Origin of the sequence: Photobacterium pectinilyticum (assembly GCF_024357955.1) — a bacterium.
Lineage (GTDB): Bacteria > Pseudomonadota > Gammaproteobacteria > Enterobacterales > Vibrionaceae > Photobacterium > Photobacterium pectinilyticum.
This window is the reverse complement of record NZ_JANEYT010000047.1, coordinates 19,097-36,364: the sequence shown is the minus strand read 5'-3', so window position 1 is coordinate 36,364 and position 17,268 is coordinate 19,097. Positions and strand designations below refer to the sequence as shown.

Annotated in this window: 14 protein-coding genes; 5 read left to right on the top strand and 9 right to left on the bottom strand. The window is 45.4% G+C overall.

Annotated elements, in window-relative coordinates; translation table 11 throughout:
• Positions 1–176 precede the first annotated feature (176 nt).
• From NHN17_RS17555 to NHN17_RS17540, 4 genes are read right to left on the bottom strand one after another with little or no spacing between them, the layout of a single operon-like run.
• A complete protein-coding gene (locus NHN17_RS17555) occupies positions 177–1,685 on the bottom strand; it encodes a CoA-acylating methylmalonate-semialdehyde dehydrogenase (protein WP_255043958.1) in 1,509 nt (502 codons plus the stop codon).
• Between the two features lie 17 nt (positions 1,686–1,702).
• A complete protein-coding gene (iolE, locus tag NHN17_RS17550; protein ID WP_255043957.1) occupies positions 1,703–2,611 on the bottom strand; it encodes a myo-inosose-2 dehydratase in 909 nt (302 codons plus the stop codon).
• 11 nt (positions 2,612–2,622) lie between these two features.
• Positions 2,623–4,473 carry a 3D-(3,5/4)-trihydroxycyclohexane-1,2-dione acylhydrolase (decyclizing) gene (iolD, locus tag NHN17_RS17545; RefSeq protein ID WP_255043956.1) on the bottom strand — a complete coding sequence of 617 codons (1,851 nt, stop codon included), beginning with the start codon at positions 4,471–4,473 and terminating at the stop codon, positions 2,623–2,625.
• A gap of 11 nt (positions 4,474–4,484) precedes the next feature.
• Positions 4,485–6,392: a bifunctional 5-dehydro-2-deoxygluconokinase/5-dehydro-2-deoxyphosphogluconate aldolase gene (locus NHN17_RS17540; protein WP_255043955.1), complete on the bottom strand. Its 1,908-nt coding sequence runs from the start codon at positions 6,390–6,392 to the stop codon at positions 4,485–4,487.
• Between the two features lie 687 nt (positions 6,393–7,079).
• Between NHN17_RS17540 and NHN17_RS17535 the strand changes: the two genes are divergently transcribed.
• The 3 genes from NHN17_RS17535 (at position 7,080) to NHN17_RS17525 (ending at position 10,685) form a co-directional block, all read left to right on the top strand.
• On the top strand, positions 7,080–8,021 hold the full coding sequence (locus tag NHN17_RS17535) for a sugar ABC transporter substrate-binding protein (protein WP_373689577.1): 942 nt from the start codon (positions 7,080–7,082) through the stop codon (positions 8,019–8,021).
• Between the two features lie 79 nt (positions 8,022–8,100).
• Complete coding sequence (locus tag NHN17_RS17530) at positions 8,101–9,594, top strand: sugar ABC transporter ATP-binding protein (protein ID WP_255043953.1); 1,494 nt, start codon at positions 8,101–8,103, stop codon at positions 9,592–9,594.
• 74 nt (positions 9,595–9,668) lie between these two features.
• Complete coding sequence (locus NHN17_RS17525) at positions 9,669–10,685, top strand: ABC transporter permease (RefSeq protein ID WP_255043952.1); 1,017 nt, start codon at positions 9,669–9,671, stop codon at positions 10,683–10,685.
• Between the two features lie 146 nt (positions 10,686–10,831).
• Here NHN17_RS17525 and NHN17_RS17520 read toward each other — a convergent pair whose 3' ends face one another.
• Complete coding sequence (locus NHN17_RS17520; RefSeq protein ID WP_255043951.1) at positions 10,832–11,473, bottom strand: HD domain-containing protein; 642 nt, start codon at positions 11,471–11,473, stop codon at positions 10,832–10,834.
• A gap of 282 nt (positions 11,474–11,755) precedes the next feature.
• Between NHN17_RS17520 and NHN17_RS17515 the strand changes: the two genes are divergently transcribed.
• A complete protein-coding gene (locus tag NHN17_RS17515; RefSeq protein WP_255043950.1) occupies positions 11,756–12,430 on the top strand; it encodes a tRNA (adenine(22)-N(1))-methyltransferase in 675 nt (224 codons plus the stop codon).
• 124 nt (positions 12,431–12,554) lie between these two features.
• Here NHN17_RS17515 and NHN17_RS17510 read toward each other — a convergent pair whose 3' ends face one another.
• Complete coding sequence (locus tag NHN17_RS17510) at positions 12,555–13,169, bottom strand: DsbA family protein (RefSeq protein WP_255043949.1); 615 nt, start codon at positions 13,167–13,169, stop codon at positions 12,555–12,557.
• Between the two features lie 155 nt (positions 13,170–13,324).
• Positions 13,325–13,798, bottom strand: a complete 474-nt coding sequence (locus NHN17_RS17505) for an ASCH domain-containing protein (RefSeq protein WP_255043948.1) — start codon at positions 13,796–13,798, stop codon at positions 13,325–13,327.
• A gap of 318 nt (positions 13,799–14,116) precedes the next feature.
• Between NHN17_RS17505 and NHN17_RS17500 the strand changes: the two genes are divergently transcribed.
• Positions 14,117–14,974: a MurR/RpiR family transcriptional regulator gene (locus NHN17_RS17500; protein ID WP_255043947.1), complete on the top strand. Its 858-nt coding sequence runs from the start codon at positions 14,117–14,119 to the stop codon at positions 14,972–14,974.
• A 203-nt stretch (positions 14,975–15,177) separates the two neighbouring features.
• Here the strand turns inward: NHN17_RS17500 and iolG are convergent, their stop codons facing one another.
• Together iolG and iolB are read right to left on the bottom strand one after the other, a co-directional pair.
• Positions 15,178–16,161, bottom strand: a complete 984-nt coding sequence (iolG, locus tag NHN17_RS17495; RefSeq protein ID WP_255043946.1) for an inositol 2-dehydrogenase — start codon at positions 16,159–16,161, stop codon at positions 15,178–15,180.
• 24 nt (positions 16,162–16,185) lie between these two features.
• On the bottom strand, positions 16,186–17,010 hold the full coding sequence (gene iolB, locus NHN17_RS17490; RefSeq protein ID WP_255043945.1) for a 5-deoxy-glucuronate isomerase: 825 nt from the start codon (positions 17,008–17,010) through the stop codon (positions 16,186–16,188).
• Positions 17,011–17,268 lie beyond the last annotated feature (258 nt).

Genomic DNA, 17,268 nt, shown 5'->3' with positions numbered 1-17,268 from the left:
CGATACATGGATGTGACTGAAGAACTTAACGAAAACAGGATGTTAAGTCTTCAGCAACAGTTAAAAGGAACATAGCGATACCTATACCAAACACAGTAAATAATGAATTATATCTAACACAAATAAAAAGCCAGACTGAGAACAGCCTGGCTTTTACAATTCAAATCAATTTGCGTTTACATCGTCGGCATAACAAAGCTGCTGCTGTGCTGCTCAAGACGAACACTGGCAGGCCAACGGCTAGTGACTGTCTTCATTCGGGTATAGAAGCGCACCCCGTCGTTGCCATGTACATTCAGCGGACCGAATACTGAGCGCTTCCAACCACCGAAGCTATGGAAGGCCATTGGGACTGGAATTGGCACGTTCACTCCAACCATACCAGCCAGTACATCTTCACTGAATTGACGGGCAGTTTCACCATCGCGGGTAAAGATAGCGGTACCATTACCGTATTCATGGCGGTTAATAAGCTCAAGGCCAGTCTGATAATCCGGTACACGTACAATCGCTAGGACTGGGCCGAAGATCTCTTCTTGATAAATGGTCATTTCTGGTGACACATTATCGAACAGTGTTGGCCCGACAAAGAAGCCGTTTTCATGGCCTTCAATGCGAATATCACGGCCATCAACAACCAGTGAAGCCCCTTGCTCTACACCTGAAGTAATATAGTCACAGATCTTCTGTTTATGCTGAGCTGAAACAACTGGGCCCATATCATTTTCAGGGCCATCAACCACACCAGGGCCCACCTTCATCACATCAATTTGTGACTTCAGTTTATCAATAACCTGATCAGCGGTTTCATCACCAACGGCAACCACAACGGATAATGCCATACAGCGCTCACCAGCAGCACCATAAGCTGCGCCCATGATAGCGCTTGTCGCCATATCCAAATCAGCATCTGGCATCAGGATACAGTGGTTTTTCGCGCCTCCAAGCGCTTGGCAACGCTTACCGTGTGCAGAGGCTGTTGAATAAATGTACTCAGCAATGGGTGTCGAACCAACAAAACTTACCGCTTGAACGCGTGGATCAGTAAGCAGCACATCAACAGATTCTTTATCACCATTGACGACGTTAAATACACCATCAGGCAAGCCAGCTTCTTTCAATAATTCTGCAATAACCAGGCCCAATGATGGATCTTTCTCTGATGGTTTCAGTATAAACGTATTACCTGTTGCCAATGCAACTGGGAACATCCACATTGGTACCATTGCCGGGAAGTTGAATGGCGTAATACCGGCACACACACCCAATGGCTGCATCAACGAATGGCTATCCACGCCGGTTCCCACGTTTGCTGAGTGCTCACCTTTCTGCAGGTGTGGAATACCACAGGCAAACTCAACCACTTCAAGACCACGCGTCAATTCACCGACTGCGTCAGAATAGACTTTACCGTGCTCGTTAGAAATCAAACGAGCTAACTTATCCATGTTCTGCTCTAACAATGCTTTGAAGTTGAACATTACGCGGGCACGTTTTAGCGGTGAAGTTTTAGCCCAAGCAGGGAATGCTTTATCTGCCGCTGCAACAGCTTCAGCAGTTTCGGCCGCAGAGCTTAGAACCACCTGACGAGTTTGCTCGCCTGTCGCCGGGTTAAATACCGGTGCAAAGCGCTGGCTGTGGCTTTCGCTGATCTGCCCCTGAATGAAGTTTTGAACTGTTTCCATTGATTTTGCTCCTGTCATTACTCTTGGCCTTCGCCAGTTAATAGCCCGGCCTCGCGAGCAAGTTTTTGTAAATTGTTAAAACCTAAAGTTGCATACGTCATTGGGTGAGCAATGGAAGGATCCTGCTCTGCCTCTACAACGCACCAACCTTGATAATTCGCTTTCTTCAGCTGCTCGAATACCGCTGGGTAATTTACGCAACCATCACCCGGTACCGTGAATACGCCATCTAATACCGCATTTAGGAAACTGGTATTTCGGTTCTGTGCACTGGCCAATACATCAGCTCTTACATCTTTGGTATGAACATGGTTGATACGATGAGCCCAACGCGTTGCGACCAGTACTGGGTCAGCACCTGCGAATGTCAGGTGGCCGGTATCAAGCAGCAAACCTACCTCATCACTGGTGTACTCCATCAAGTTATCGATATCGTCAGCGGTTTCGATAACCGTACCCATGTGATGGTGATAAGCAACTTCGACACCTTGGCTTTTGGTGTATTTGGCAAACTCACTGAGCTTCTTACCATATTCTTGCCACTTGTCAGCAGGGAACTTAGGGCGCAAACGCACTGGTGTGTCTTGTAGACCGTGGATACAATTGGTCACTTCAGCGAATACCATCACCTTGGCACCCAACTCACGCAATAATGTTAAATGTGATTGTACGGCTTCAATTTCTTCTTCAACCGTACGGGTTAGCAGCTCACCGGAGTACCAACCAGAAACCAACTTAACATCATGATTCGCTAAAATTGGCCCAAGTACGCTGGCTTCACGCGGAAACTTATTCCCTAGCTCAAAGCCTGCAAAACCGGCTTGACGACCTTCTTTCAAACACGTCTCAAGCGGTGTTTCTGCCCCCAGAGATGGCAAGTCATCGTTGGTCCAAGTCAGTGGATTGATACCTAGTTGAACAGTCATGCTTATTCTCCTTAAATAACTTGCTGTTGTTTGGCGATTTCATACTGTACTCTGGCCGCACGTACTTGTTCACGCTCAGACACTTCCGGCACCGCAACTTCCCACCATGAACCACCGGATTCAGTCGTACTGAGAGGGTCGGTCGCCAGGGTAATGACATAAGTAGACGTGGCCAGCTTAGCTCGCATCAAGGCTTGTTCAAGCTCGGCGATACTAGCAACTTGTTCTGCCTGCGCCCCTAACGAACGGGCATGGGCTGCAAAGTCAGTTTTCGGTGCGCCTTCTTCGACAGTGTTGCAATCTTTAAGCAAGTTATTAAACCCAGCCCCACCACAAGCATGTTGAAGGCGGTTAATACAACCGTAACCACGGTTGTCCAACACCACCAGCACTAGCTTGTGACCTAACATAACCGAAGTGGCTATTTCAGAATTAAGCATGAGGTATGAGCCATCACCGATCATGATGAAAACTTCAGAATCTGGTTTAGCCATCTTGACGCCAAGCCCGCCAGCGATCTCATACCCCATGCAAGAGAAGCCGTATTCAAGGTGATATCCCTTGTCATAGCGGGTACGCCATAACTTATGCAATTCGCCAGGTAAGCCACCCGCGGCACAGACAACAATGTCTTTTTCATCAGCTGCACGGTTAACCGCTCCAATCACTTCGGCATCGGTCGGCAGTTCAGTTCCACGGTCGGTCATAGCAATAGAAACGGTTTCGTTCCACTGCTGGCGAAGTGTCTCTGCTTTCATTTTCCAATCAGCAGCAACCTGCCAATCTGCTAATGTTTGCGTCAGTTTAGGAAGCGTCACCTTAGCGTCAGCAACCAATGGCGTTCCGTAGTGCTTAGTGGCATCAAAGCCGTTCACATTCAACGAGACTATTTTTGCATCAGCCTTAAACAAGGCTCTAGAACTTGAGGTAAAGTCCTGCAACCGACTTCCCACAGCAATAATGACATCAGCTTCTGCGGCCATCGTGTTCACAGCGGCTGAACCTGTAACACCTATGGAGCCAAGGTTCGATGAGTGATCCCATGGCAAGGCCCCTTTACCTGCCTGAGTTTCACCAACAGGCAGCTCATAAGTTTCAACAAACTCACGGAATTGCTCTAAAGCCCCGGAATAGTGGATCCCGCCACCAGCAATAACCAACGGCTGTTTTGCTTGTTTAATTAATTCAACAGCTCCGGCCAATTCTTGCTCATCGGCACCCGGACGGCGCACTCGGTGGATTGTCTCTTTGAAAAAATGCAACGGGTAATCAAAAGCCATGGTTTGAACATCTTGCGGGAGCGCAATGGTTGCAGGGCCGCACTCAACCGGATCGGTCAGCACTCGCATCGCTTGCGGCAAGCTGTTCAATAACTGCTCTGGACGCGTAATACGATCAAAGAAGCGACTAACCGGTTTGAAACAATCATTCGGCGTAATTGTTGCGTCACTCCAGTCCTCAACCTGTTGTAATACAGGATCTGGTTCACGGGTAGCAAACGTATCTCCAGGCAGAAGTAGGACGGGTAGACGATTGACATGCGCAAGAGCAGCCGCTGTCACCATATTCAATGCACCGGGACCAACCGATGTTGTGGCAGCCATCATTCGCTGGCGATTATTGGCCTTGGCAAAAGCAATCGCACTATGCGCCATTGCTTGTTCATTATGAGCACGGTATGTCGGCAAAGTTTCATTGGCGTGGTAAAGCGCTTCCCCTAGCCCTGCTACATTGCCGTGACCAAAAATAGCAAACACGCCTGCAAACATGGATTGAATTTCACCATCAACGTCCACCTTTTGCGCCTGTAGGTATTTAACTAATGCCTGAGCCATTGTCAGCCGTACAGTATTAATACTCATTGTCTGCTCCTTTAGCCACGCTGACGCCACATAGTGATTAAGTTGTGATAGTTCTGCTTAATCTGTGCAATCAAACCAGCATCATCAATCTCATTGGCTAGCCACTGACGAGAAGGTTGGCCAAAAATAGTCCTGCCAACGGCAAAGCCTTTTACAACACTGGCATTCGCCGCCGCATTAAAGCCTGCTTTCAATTCATCTTCTGGTGCATCCAAACCCAGTAACACAACACCACGGCAGTGCTTATCGCGAGCTTGGATCAGTTCACTGATGTCCTGCCAAGATTCAGCAGCCATCGGCGGTAGTTTCCACCAGTCAGGTTTAACACTTAAGTTGTAAAAACGCTGCATGGCACGCAGGTATAACGCATCGGAGCGTTCCATATCAGCAGGCAATATAATTTCCAACAGTAATTCATGGCCTGTTTTGCAGCACGCTTCATACACTTCACGCACTTGCTTCTCCTGCTCAAGGCGCAACGTATGATGATCATCTGGGTGGAAGAACACCAAGCACTTCACAACATGCTCTAACGGCCAATCAATTAGCTGGGACCCAATATTGCCGTGCTCCAACTCAAGTGGCCGGGAAGTAGGCAATTCTATTGGGCGACCAATCCACCAACCTTCACCGGTAATGTCATTCAAGACATCTTGACCGAATGTACTATCACACAGCAAACCCGCTTTTCCATTAAGCCCTGCTTCTTCAGCGACTTCACGGCCAGCTTGTAAAATGATTTTTTTCAGTGCTTTAACTCGACGAATATCGGCATTGGCTTCACGTGCCATATCAACAAACTGGATACGGTGGTCAAAAGCCAATACGCATAATTCGTCCCACTCTTTATCACGGGTAGTGACGCGGTGAAGATGATTCAATCGGCCATCAAGATCCGGACGTGGAACGTCATTGGCACGAGTCAAATAGTCATCCAACTCTTCTTTTGAAGGCATCGCTGGCGCACAACCATGACGTGACACCACCAAGGCACCGCAAGCATTGGCATAAGCACAGGCTTTCTCCCAGCCTTCCTCGTTAAGGTATCCACGCAACAGGCCCGACATAAAGGCATCACCCGCACCGAGCACGTTCAGCACATCAACGCGAACCCCTTCAACGGTGATCCCTTCATCAAGATCATGAGGAATATCATCAGTAAATACTGAGCATCCCAAAGGGCCACGTTTACAAACTAACTCGGCCTTGCTGACTGCTCGCACCGCCTTGAGTGCCTCCACCGTATCGGTTGAGCCTCCGGCAATGTGGAATTCTTCTTCGGTGCCAACAATTAGGTCGAACAAACCCAGAACTTCCTGAAGTTGTTCCGTCACCTGACCTGATTCAATAAAACGAGTTTCACCATCACCAAGGTGGGTTAACCCCCAAAGGACAGGGCGATAATCAATATCAATCGCGGTTTTAACGCCATGTTTGCGGGCATAACGCAATGCCGTCAGTACAGCTTCACGGGTATTAGGGTGAGACAAATGAGTACCGGTGATCGCTAGGCAACGGGCTGAGGCAATATACTCTTCATCAATATCATCAGCAGTGATTGCCATATCAGCACAGTTATCGCGGTAAAAAATCAGTGGAAAGGTATCTTCATCTTTAATGCCGAGAATAACCAAAGCAGTTAAACGTTCTTCATCGGTAATTAAATTACTGGTATCAACACCCACACGCTGTAACTCTTCTCTTAAGAAGCGACCCATGTGCTCATCACCAACTCGAGCCAGCATAGAGGACTTCAGCCCCTGCCTTGCTGTACCATAGGCGACGTTGCCTGATGATCCACCGAGATACTTAGAGAAAGTGCCCATATCCTCAAGGCGCGCACCAATCTGCTGGCCATAGAAATCCACGGCAACTCGCCCCAAACAAATAAGATCCAATTTCTTATTGCTGGTATTCATCCTTTCCACTCCTTCCTTTAACCACTGCTGTAGTTAAAAATCGTTCTGATAATGGTTGAACTGATTTTGGCAATCTACGTTGAGAACAGCTATCTCAACGCTCACTATTTCGATACATTTATAATACGAAATATTCATTTCATTTTAAATGAAAAGTGAAATGAAATATGTGTTTTGTGATCAAGGTAGAATTTCCTCCCTCCAACAAAACATCAGTAAGAAGACGACGAGAATGAAAAATATTTTTCAAATTAAAGCAACATAACCGCAACACACTTGCGATATCACAACATTTCATTCCCCATCAACAAGTTAGCGAATAATAATGATACATGCGTCATATTTAGCTTTAAAAATCATAATTTTAGAGCATTTAGTAGCTATTAAGCATTGATTTCAGTGAGACTTGGTTAACAATTCTGTCATTTTCACTCAATCAGGGGTGGTTATTAATCGAGCACGAGCTTATAGTTGTTTACATAAAAATAATAAATTTATTTCAATCAACGTGAACATGCTTTCTAGAACCACGTTTCACTCTAGAAAGTTATTAGCACCAATTTACCGGTCTTTTGAAATATATATTTCACAAAAGAGAACGGTTAAGTGCACAATAATAAGGAGGCTACAATGCCGTCACTGATACATGGAATTACTTCTCTACTTACGAACTCTGTCTCGACGACAATGGTCCTAGCTAAAGGAATCCTACGCAAAGTTGCCATCATAGGCGCGGTGTTAACACTTGCTGCTTGTGGTGGTGAGGAAGGCGAAGCTAAAACAAAGATCGGCGTTGCTATCCCAAACTTTGACGATACTTTCATGGTCTACATGAAAGATTCTATGGCGGAGTACGCAAAGGAGTTGGGCGATGTTGAGCTCATTTTCGTCGATGCAAAAGAAGATACAGTGAAACAATTGGGTCAAATCCAAAACTTCATTGTCCAGCAAGTTGACGGTATCATTCTTGTTCCGGTTAATACTGATGCAACCCAACCAGTGACTGACAGCATTCAAAAAGCAGGCATCGAATTGGTATACCTGAACCGTCGCCCTGGTTACCTACCTGATGGGGTGTCTTATGTCGGCTCTAACGAAGTACGCTTCGGTGAAGAGCAGGCAAAATATGCAGCCTCGAAAACGGATGGCGGGAATATCGGTATCATTATGGGCATGATGACGGTTGAAGCCGCATTGCTTCGTACCCAAGGTGCAGAAGACTTCTTCAAAGACAAGCCAGAATACAACGTTACCCGTAAGCAAACCGGTCTATGGCAACGCTCGCAAGGCATGATCGTAATGGAAAACTGGATCAATTCTGGTGAACAAATCGACATCATTCTGGCAAACAATGATGACATGGCACTCGGTGCAATTCAGGCACTTCGTGCTGCAGGCAAACTAGATGACACCATCGTCGTCGGTGTTGATGCTACCCCAGATGGCATCATGGCTATTGAACAAGGCGCATTGGATGCCACCGTTTTCCAGGATGGTGTAGGTCAAGCCAGAGGTGCACTTGATGCTGCACTGAACGCTATCAATAAAAAGCCACAAGAAAAAATCACTTGGATTCCTGCTGAACTTGTAACCAAAGACAACCTAGCTGAATTCCAAGCTAAAGGTTAATTCATATCCCTCTCTGTAAATAACTTATCCGGCCCTACTCTGCGTTAGCGACGTAGGGCCTACTTTGGAGCAAATCAGTATGAGCCAAGTAATACTTGAGATGCGTGGTATTACCAAAACCTTTCCCGGCGTAAAAGCACTCGATAATGTGCAACTTACCCTGAAGAAAGGCCGCGTGATGGCGCTTATGGGCGAAAATGGTGCAGGGAAATCGACCTTGATGAAAGTGCTGTTTGGCACATATCAACGAGATACAGGTACAATTCGCTATCAAGGAGAACTCGTAGACTTCACAGGCGCAAAAGAATCACTGGAAAGTGGTATTTCAATGATTCACCAAGAACTATCCCCCATTCTTCACCGGAATATTGCTGAGAACATCTGGCTAGGCCGGGAGCCGATTAAAGGGCCATTGAAGCTCATTGATCATAAAAAGATGTTCGCCGATACCACAGACCTACTTCAGCGCCTTGACCTAGATCTGGACCCACGTACTTTGATGAGCGACTTAACAGTCGCAACAATGCAAATGGTTGAAATCGCCAAGGCTATTTCATTCAATTCAAAAATCATCATCATGGATGAACCGACTTCAGCGCTGACTGGCAAAGAAGTCGCCCACCTGTTCGAGATCATCGAAAAGCTCAAATCCCAAGGCGTTGCCATGGTGTATATCAGCCACAAGATGGATGAGATTTTCAAAATCTGTGATGACATTACCGTATTCCGTGACGGTTGCTATATCGGCGAACGCGAAGCGAGAGACACAAACCATGACGAACTTGTTCAGATGATGGTTGGCCGTGATCTTGGCGATGTTTTCCCCCCCCCAACAGCCAAGCCGGGAAAAGTTCGACTTGAAGTGAAAAACCTGTCAGTTAACGACTGCTTTCAACCCATGAATTTCAAGCTCCATGAAGGTGAAATCCTAGGTATTGCAGGCCTTGTCGGCGCGGGTCGAACAGAACTCATTGAAACACTATTCGGCGTACGCAAAATAGACACCGGAGAGATCTGGATCAACGGTGAACATGTAGAGATCAAAGCCCCTCAGGACGCCATTAGCCACAAGATGGCTTTCTTAACTGAAGACCGCCGTCATTCAGGCCTTTATCTGATGTTAGATATTTTTGCCAATACGTCTATCGCCCATCTAGATGCTTACAAGAGTCGTGTAGCAAATGTGCTCGATGTCCGTCAAATGCGCTCAGACAGTGAAGACCATTGTAAGAAGCTCAAAGTAAAAACCCCGAATATGCATGAAGCTATCGACAATCTCAGTGGTGGTAACCAGCAAAAAGTGCTGCTCGCCCGCTGGATGTTGACCAAGCCCGATATTCTGTTCCTCGACGAACCCACCCGAGGCATCGATGTGGGTGCAAAATCTGAAATTTACAAACTCATGCGTCTTTTAACCGGTATGGGGAAAAGCTTGGTCATGATTTCGTCGGAGCTGCCAGAAGTTATCGGTATGAGTGACCGCGTATTGGTCATGCATGAAGGCAAACTAAAAGGCGAGCTCGACGGTACTGAAGCGACCCAAGAAAAAATCATGTCTATGGCCTTGGCATAACACTCCCAGAGCCAAACCGCATAATCACTGCTGTCGTGACAGGGTGACGCAAAAATTAATCAAGGAAAGTCATTATGATTGCGAAGTTAATAGAAGCAACGTCTGGTGCGAAATCGCCACAGAATTATAAACGCTTGATTTCAAAGTATGCTATCTACGTTGTTTTCATCGCCATGTGTGTGGTGATGACGATTCTATCTCCAGTATTCCTTACAGTAGCCAACTTACTTAACGTTGTAACCCAAATGGCCAGTATCGGCCTGCTAGCCCTTGGGGTGACCATCATCATTATTACCCGGGGTATCGACTTATCATCCGGCTCGGTATTGGCCGTTGCTGCTGTGGCCTCGGCCAGTATGGCGCAAACTCTCGACTGGGGCATGCGGATGTATCCTGCCATGCCTGAGTTACCGGTTATCGTGCCAATCCTTGTCGCGTTAGCTGTTGGTGCACTTTGTGGCTATATTAACGGTGCACTAATCGCTTATACCGGTATCCCTCCGTTCATCGCAACCTTGGGTATGATGATTATTGCTCGTGGTGCTGCCCTGCTCTACTCAGATGGCCGTCCAGTTAGTAGCCTTATCGATTCTTACCAGTGGATTGGTCAGGGTACCATTGCCGGTATTCCCGTTCCGGTGGTTATCTTTATTGTTATGGCTATTGTGTCTTACATTTTGCTTAACTACACGCGCTTTGGTAAATATGCCTACGCAATTGGTGGAAACGAAACAGCCGCCTATGTTTCAGGGATCAACGTTAAGAAGTATAAAATCCTGGTATATACCTATGCAGGTCTACTAGCCGGTATTGCAGCACTTATCCTATCTGCCCGTATCAACTCTGGTCAGCCTGGCCTCGGGTTAATGTATGAGCTAGATGCCATTGCATCGGCAACAGTAGGTGGTGTGTCCCACGCCGGTGGTATCGGGACGATTCAAGGCACCATCATTGGTACCATGATCATGGGTGTACTGCAAAACGGCCTCGACTTACTTAACGTCTCGGCATACTGGCAGCAGGTGGTGAAAGGCTTGGTCATTGTGGTCGCTGTAGTCTTCGATATGAAGCGACAGAAAAAGAGCAAATAGTCATTGCCCTTAATAAGTGCATAAAGACGAGTACATAAAAATAAATACAACTTGGCCTATAAAGAATTAGCTTTACTGTAGGACTTCACGTTGAGGTGCCACGTATCTCCCCTAGGGTTACGTGGCTTTTTTTATTTACCTAAGTGTTAAATCTCTGCGCCTAACTGCTTTAGGTATTCTTCCATAAAGACGGTACGTTTCTCTGCTTCAGCCTTTGCAGATAACGTGTTCATCGTATCTTTCAATTTAAAGAGCTTGGTGTAGAAATGATCGATGGTGTAGAGCCGATCATTCAGATCTCTGTCTTCACTGAATGGATCTTCTGCATCATATAAGCTAACACCTAGGCTTGAACTCACCTGAATACATCTTGCAATGCCAATGGCACCTAAAGCATCTAGCCTGTCTGCATCTTGAACTATTTGAGCTTCTAGTGTTTTTGGCTCTATATTGGCGCTGAAGCTATGCGTAACAATAGCGTGGTGAATTGCCTCAAAATATTGAGAGGGGTAATCAATACTAGCCAGGAACTCCACCGCTTTATTAGCCGCAACCTGAGAGCTTTTCGCCCTATCTGGATGATTCTTTGGAAACGAAAAGCAATCATGTAGGTAAGCAGCAGGAAGGACGACTTCAAGTACCGCCCCTTCACTTGCACATAATTCTTTGGCCGTTTTAACGACCCTAAGCACATGATTCATATCATGAGCGAGATCTTGCTGCATTTCTGATTGGATAAACTCAACAAACTGATTTTCTAACTGATTTCCTAACTTAGTTTCGAACATTTTTTGTACCGTTCTCCCCTTACCTACCTAGACGATAGCGCCAGTTGAATTGTTAATAAAACAGTACAGAAATAGTACCTTAAAGACGTAAAGCACCATAAGCGAAAATACGATTACAAGAAATGGAAACCATAGATGTCGACAGCCTTCTCGATTCTCAAACACATTACTAAAAGCAGAGGCCATTGCTCAGGTGTGGCACTATATTCACTTTAGCTACTTCGCTAAAAGGGTAAAAACCAGTACAATGCGCGCGTTTTAAAACGTTAATCAGGCATTCCCGTGAAACTCAGTAAAAGATTGAAGAAAATCGAGCAAATGGTCACACCTAACTATACCCATGTTTGGGATTGTTGCTGTGACCATGGCTTTATCGGTGCAGCGCTCTTGTCTCGACAGGCAGCAAAAACAGTTCATTTTGTTGATATTGTTCCGGATCTGATGGCAGCATTGGAACAAAAACTTCAGCGTTTCTACCCTGAGGCCACGTGGAAAGTCCACTGCCAAGATGTGGCAAAGCTCCCTCTAAACCAATATAGCGGTAAGCAATTGGTCATCATTGCTGGTGTGGGGGGTGACTTAATGAGCGAACTTGTAGAAGCTATTCATCAGGACCATCAAAATAGTAATATTGATTTCTTACTGTGCCCGGTTAATCATCAGTTTACGCTGCGCAAAACATTGATTAAGCAAGACTTTGGACTAGAACACGAAGTACTCATCGAAGACAATCGTCGTTTTTATGAAATTATGCTCGTCTCATCGACACGCGGAGACCGTGAGCAAGTCAGTGCTGTCGGTAGCAACATTTGGCAATCTGATTCGACCGAACAAGCCGAAATCGCAACAAAATACAAAAACAAAACATTGGGCCATTATCGTCGTATTCAACAGGGAAACACGGGCGATACCAATATTCAGACCATTATTGATGGTTATTGTGCAATAACGGTTTGAGTTAATGCGTATCTATAACGTAAGGCACAGCCCCTGTTTACCTAGCGATCCGTTCCCGAATATACCCACATCAGTTCAGTTTTTCCGGCCAACGAGGTGACCGCCTTAAAGACGTTGTATGCACTCACGCTTCAGGAATTAGTGTAAAGCGTTCAAAAAGCTCGTCAGCTTTGCAAAAACCGAGAGTTAAAGGGTAAACCTGTTTACCTTCATTGATATAAAAGAAAGCTGGAAACCCACTAACCTGAAAATGACGCGCAATAGTTAGATGTTCTCGAAGCCGCAATTCCGTTTCCTTAGAATGAAGAGCCGCCAAAAACTGCTGCTCACTTAAATCTAATGACTTAGCACAATCAATCAGCGTTCGATCTAAAGAAGGGTTTCTAGCTTCACGGTAATAAGCCAATTGAATAGCTCTTACCATCTTTTGAGCACTCTTTACGGCTAACTTTTCAGCTGATATCACTGCTCGGCAAGCTTGGTATGTCGAACGATAAGGTGTATTTAACTCCCAGTAACTATGATTAAACGTTACTTGGGAAACTTTTTCTATTTCGTGCCAATAAGAAGAGATCGCTTGCTTTAGGTTTTCGTTCATAGGCTCTTCTGTGTCAGGAGCTAACCCTCCCATTATCCAGTCAACGTCAGCTGAAGGATAATGTTCTAAAAATCTCTCTAGTTCCGGTTGAAACCCATAACACCAAGCGCACATGGGATCCATAACGTATAAAAATCGCATACTCTCTCCATTTACTTCGTATAATGAGGCACTCTGACACATAGCCGCATTAAGGTGAACAACGCGACCACCCAACCTAAACGATTGTGCCATAAACACTTAAACTGAAATAGAACGAAAAATACCAAGTGTTGATAATCCCTCATATATGCTTGTTATATTTTTTGTGGGTACACAGTTTTGAACTGCTCTAAGACAAGTAGCATGTCTTCTGATAGGCTGATATTGAGTTCTTCGCACTCTTTTGAAAAGAAGTCCCAATGCGCTTTTTCCCACCAACCTAGAGTCTTATCGCCCTCTCCCTCTAACGCTGCAAATTCTGCCGTTACTTCATTGTATTTGCACTTTGATACCGAGGTTATTTCTGTGATACAAACTGGCGTACCATCCCAATTGGTTACAACCTGAAGATGACCAACTTCAGGCATGCTTTCACCTTGTTCGCTGTACCAAATGTCTAAGCTGCACGATACTCTTTTTTCACCACGTAATATGAGATCAGCACATACATTTGCATTGTATTCATCGGCACAAAAATAATCTGCGCTAAATGAGGTGTACTTTGATGCAACTTCATCAGGCAGAGTACTAAGATATTGTTCTAGATATAATTTACTTCTTTCATCCATGATTTTGGCTCGAAATCCGATTAAAAATATAGCAGCGTTATAGATTCAATTGTAAAAAGTGATATGTTGAAATTTTCAACATATCACTTTCTTCATTTTCAAATCCCGATTTATCTCACGGAATCATGGCCAATCAGGCAGAAAGACATCACCTGCGCAGTTTAGGTTTCCACTCAACTCAAAACCGTACTTTTCTGCCAATAATATTTGGAATGTATATTCTAATTATGCATATACTCAGCATTATATGAAAAATATGTTTCATACTGGTGTCTTAGCTATTACAATACATAAAGGAGCAATTGAAGGGAGTATGAGATGTCTGTTGCCAATAACCTTACCGAACTGCAAGATCAAATTAGAACGCGTTATAGCGATCTTAGCAAGCGTTTACAGCAGGTCGCGCGTTATGTGCTAGATAACTCCAACAGTGTCGCTTTCGACACTGTTGCAGTAATTGCCAGCCAAGCTGAAGTCCCCCCTTCTACTTTGATCCGTTTTGCCAACGCATTTGGTTTCAACGGCTTTAACGATATGAAACAGCTGTTTCGCCGTAACCTTGTAGAAGAAACAGTAAGCTATACCGAGCGAGCTAAACTCTTCAAAGAGCTCGACGCTGAACAAAGCGCACCTGAAAGTCCGGCCATGATTTTGCAAGAGTTCGCCCGTGCGAACGCACAAGCAATGAATCACCTTGCTGCGCAAACACCAACAGACAAGCTTGAAGAAGCGGTCGAGATATTAATGAATGCTGATAACATCTACCTTATCGGCTTGAGACGCTCTTTCAGCGTCGCATCTTATCTCACCTATGCATTACGTCACCTTGAGCGCCGCGCATTCCTGATCGATGGGTTAGGCGGTATGTTCAAAGAACAACTCTCGATGATTGGCCCTAATGATGCAGTACTATCCATCAGCTTTAGCCCTTATGCGCAAGAGACTGTCACTCTCAGCGAGGTTGCCTCGCAAGCCGGTGCCAAACAAATTGTAATCACCGACAGCCAAGTTAGCCCATTAGCCACCTTCAGTGATGTGTGCTTTGTGGTGAAAGAAGCCCAGGTCGAAGCTTTCCGCTCCCAATCAGCTTCTTTGTGCCTTGCACAAACACTGGCAGTTTCGTTGGCCTATCGACAAGGCGCAAGTAACGATCTTGAAATCAACGTTCTGAGCTAAGCCTTTCCCTTTCCTACTCTTTTTATCACTTCATAATTCATTAATGACTGCCGTCCTACGACAAAGTGGTAAAAAATCAAAAAGACGTTAACAGAAAAAGCCCCGCACTGCGGGGCTTAGAGAGTGATTAACTTTTTGGGGCAGTGTCATTGGGGGGTAACTGTCACCCCATTCCCGTCATCACTCAGGAGGCTTTTTAAACATTACAGCTTGATAGTTTTGCCTTGCTTCATCGACTCAAGGGCCGCATCAGCCATGACAAGGGCAAATTCACCATCCGCACCGCCACATTCAGGATCTTTACCTTCAAGCACGTCAACAAAGTCCTGCCATTCTGCAACATAAGCAGCTTCATAACGCTCAAGGAAAAAGTGCTGAGGTTTTGCAGCTACGCAGCCTTCTTCACCCCAGTGCTGTACCAAGTTCTCTGTAACGTTGTGTGCCTGTAGCAAACCTTTCGAGCCATGCAATTCAAGGCGCTGATCATAACCGTAACCGGAACGACGGCTGTTATTAATAGTTGCAATCGCACCTGATGGGAAGCTAAGCACCAACACAGCGGTGTCGATGTCCCCTGCTTCACCGATAGCAGGATCAACCATGCAGCTGCCGTGTGCTGTGATCGAAACAGGATCTTCACCCATGATGAAACGAGCCATATCCAAATCATGGATAGTCATATCACGGAACATACCACCAGATACTTTGGAATATTCTGCAGGTGGTGGCGACGGATCACGAGAGGTGATCACTAGTGATTCCGGCTGACCGATAACACCTGCATTTAGCTGGTTCTTCACAGTTCTGAATTGTGGGTCATAACGGCGGTTGAAACCAACCATCATCGGTGTGCCATGCTTACGTACTGTCGCTAAACAATCACGGACACGACTAAGATCTAAATCAATTGGCTTTTCACAGAAAATGACTTTCCCATGTGCGGCGGCCATTTCAATAAGGTCTGCATGTGTATGGGTTGCAGAGCAAATACATACTGCGTGTACATTCGGATCGGTCATTGCTTGCTCGATCTCTTGTACTTGCGCGCCATATTCTTCGGCAAGCTTGTTCGCACCCTCAACATAGGGGTCGATGATTGAATACAGTGTTGTCTTGGGATGCTTTGCAATATTTACAGCATGCACTTGGCCAATCCTGCCAGCGCCAAATAACGCAATATTAAACATGTCTCACTCCTTTGCCGAAATTAATTATTGATGTTTTCTTTCATATTTTTCTTCATTTATCCATTGATGGTCATCTTCCCAAGTAAACAACCATTTACGCGTAGGCCCTGCCATTACATTGAGGTAATAGCTGTCGTAGCCTGCAATAGTTGCCACCGGATGATAACCCTTAGGGGCTTGAACGACGTCTTTATCGTAAACCGCCATGCACTCGTCCAATGAACGATCATCGGTATAAACACGCTGCATGCAGAACCCTTGTGAAGGGTTCAAACGGTGATAATAAGTTTCTTCGAGATAGGTTTCATTGGGCTCTGCATCTTGATCATGTTTATGGCTTGGATACGAGCTGGTGCAACCTTCATCGGTATACACTTCTACGACCAGCAAACTATCAGCTTCTTTGTAGTCAGGCAGAATATTATGGACATAACGCTTATTATTCCCGACACCGCGCTGTTCAGCATCAATATCATCTGGTTCGATCAAACGGGTTGGATAATTACCATGCCCTGGCGCGGTACACACTGCAAGTTCTAGCTGGGTATTGGCCACAACGGTAATCGCCTCACCTTTGGCAACGTAGACAGCATAAGGTTTCTTGCGCTCAAACGGCCCCATTCGGTCACCGATGTTTTCGAACGTTTCAGATTGAGTCGTAACCGTGGCAAAACCGCCCACCAGCACTAAACACACTTCATCATCGCTGGCTGGTAACTCTAAACTTTGGCCGCATTCAAGTTCAAACGCTTTAAATCCAACATAACCCCATTGCGCACTTTCTGGGGTAATTGTTTGGGTATTACCATGCTGATCAGGGGCATGGTATTTTGAGAGCAGTTTTGACATGGCGGCCTTCCCAATGCTTGTAATCGTTATATAGGTTCGTAAATATTTTTCAAAATAATATGGGAATGAAAAAATCTTTTCAATTCGATTATGAAACATATGGTTCATTTTGTGGGCAAGGTAACATGACGAAAATTTCTTATCGAGTGATGCAATAGTTGGCATAAAAAATTGTTCATCAATGCTCAAAAAGTAAATTTTAAAGACTGTGACAGGTGAGGTATAAGTTGGCGGAATTATTAGCGATTAAACGTAAGC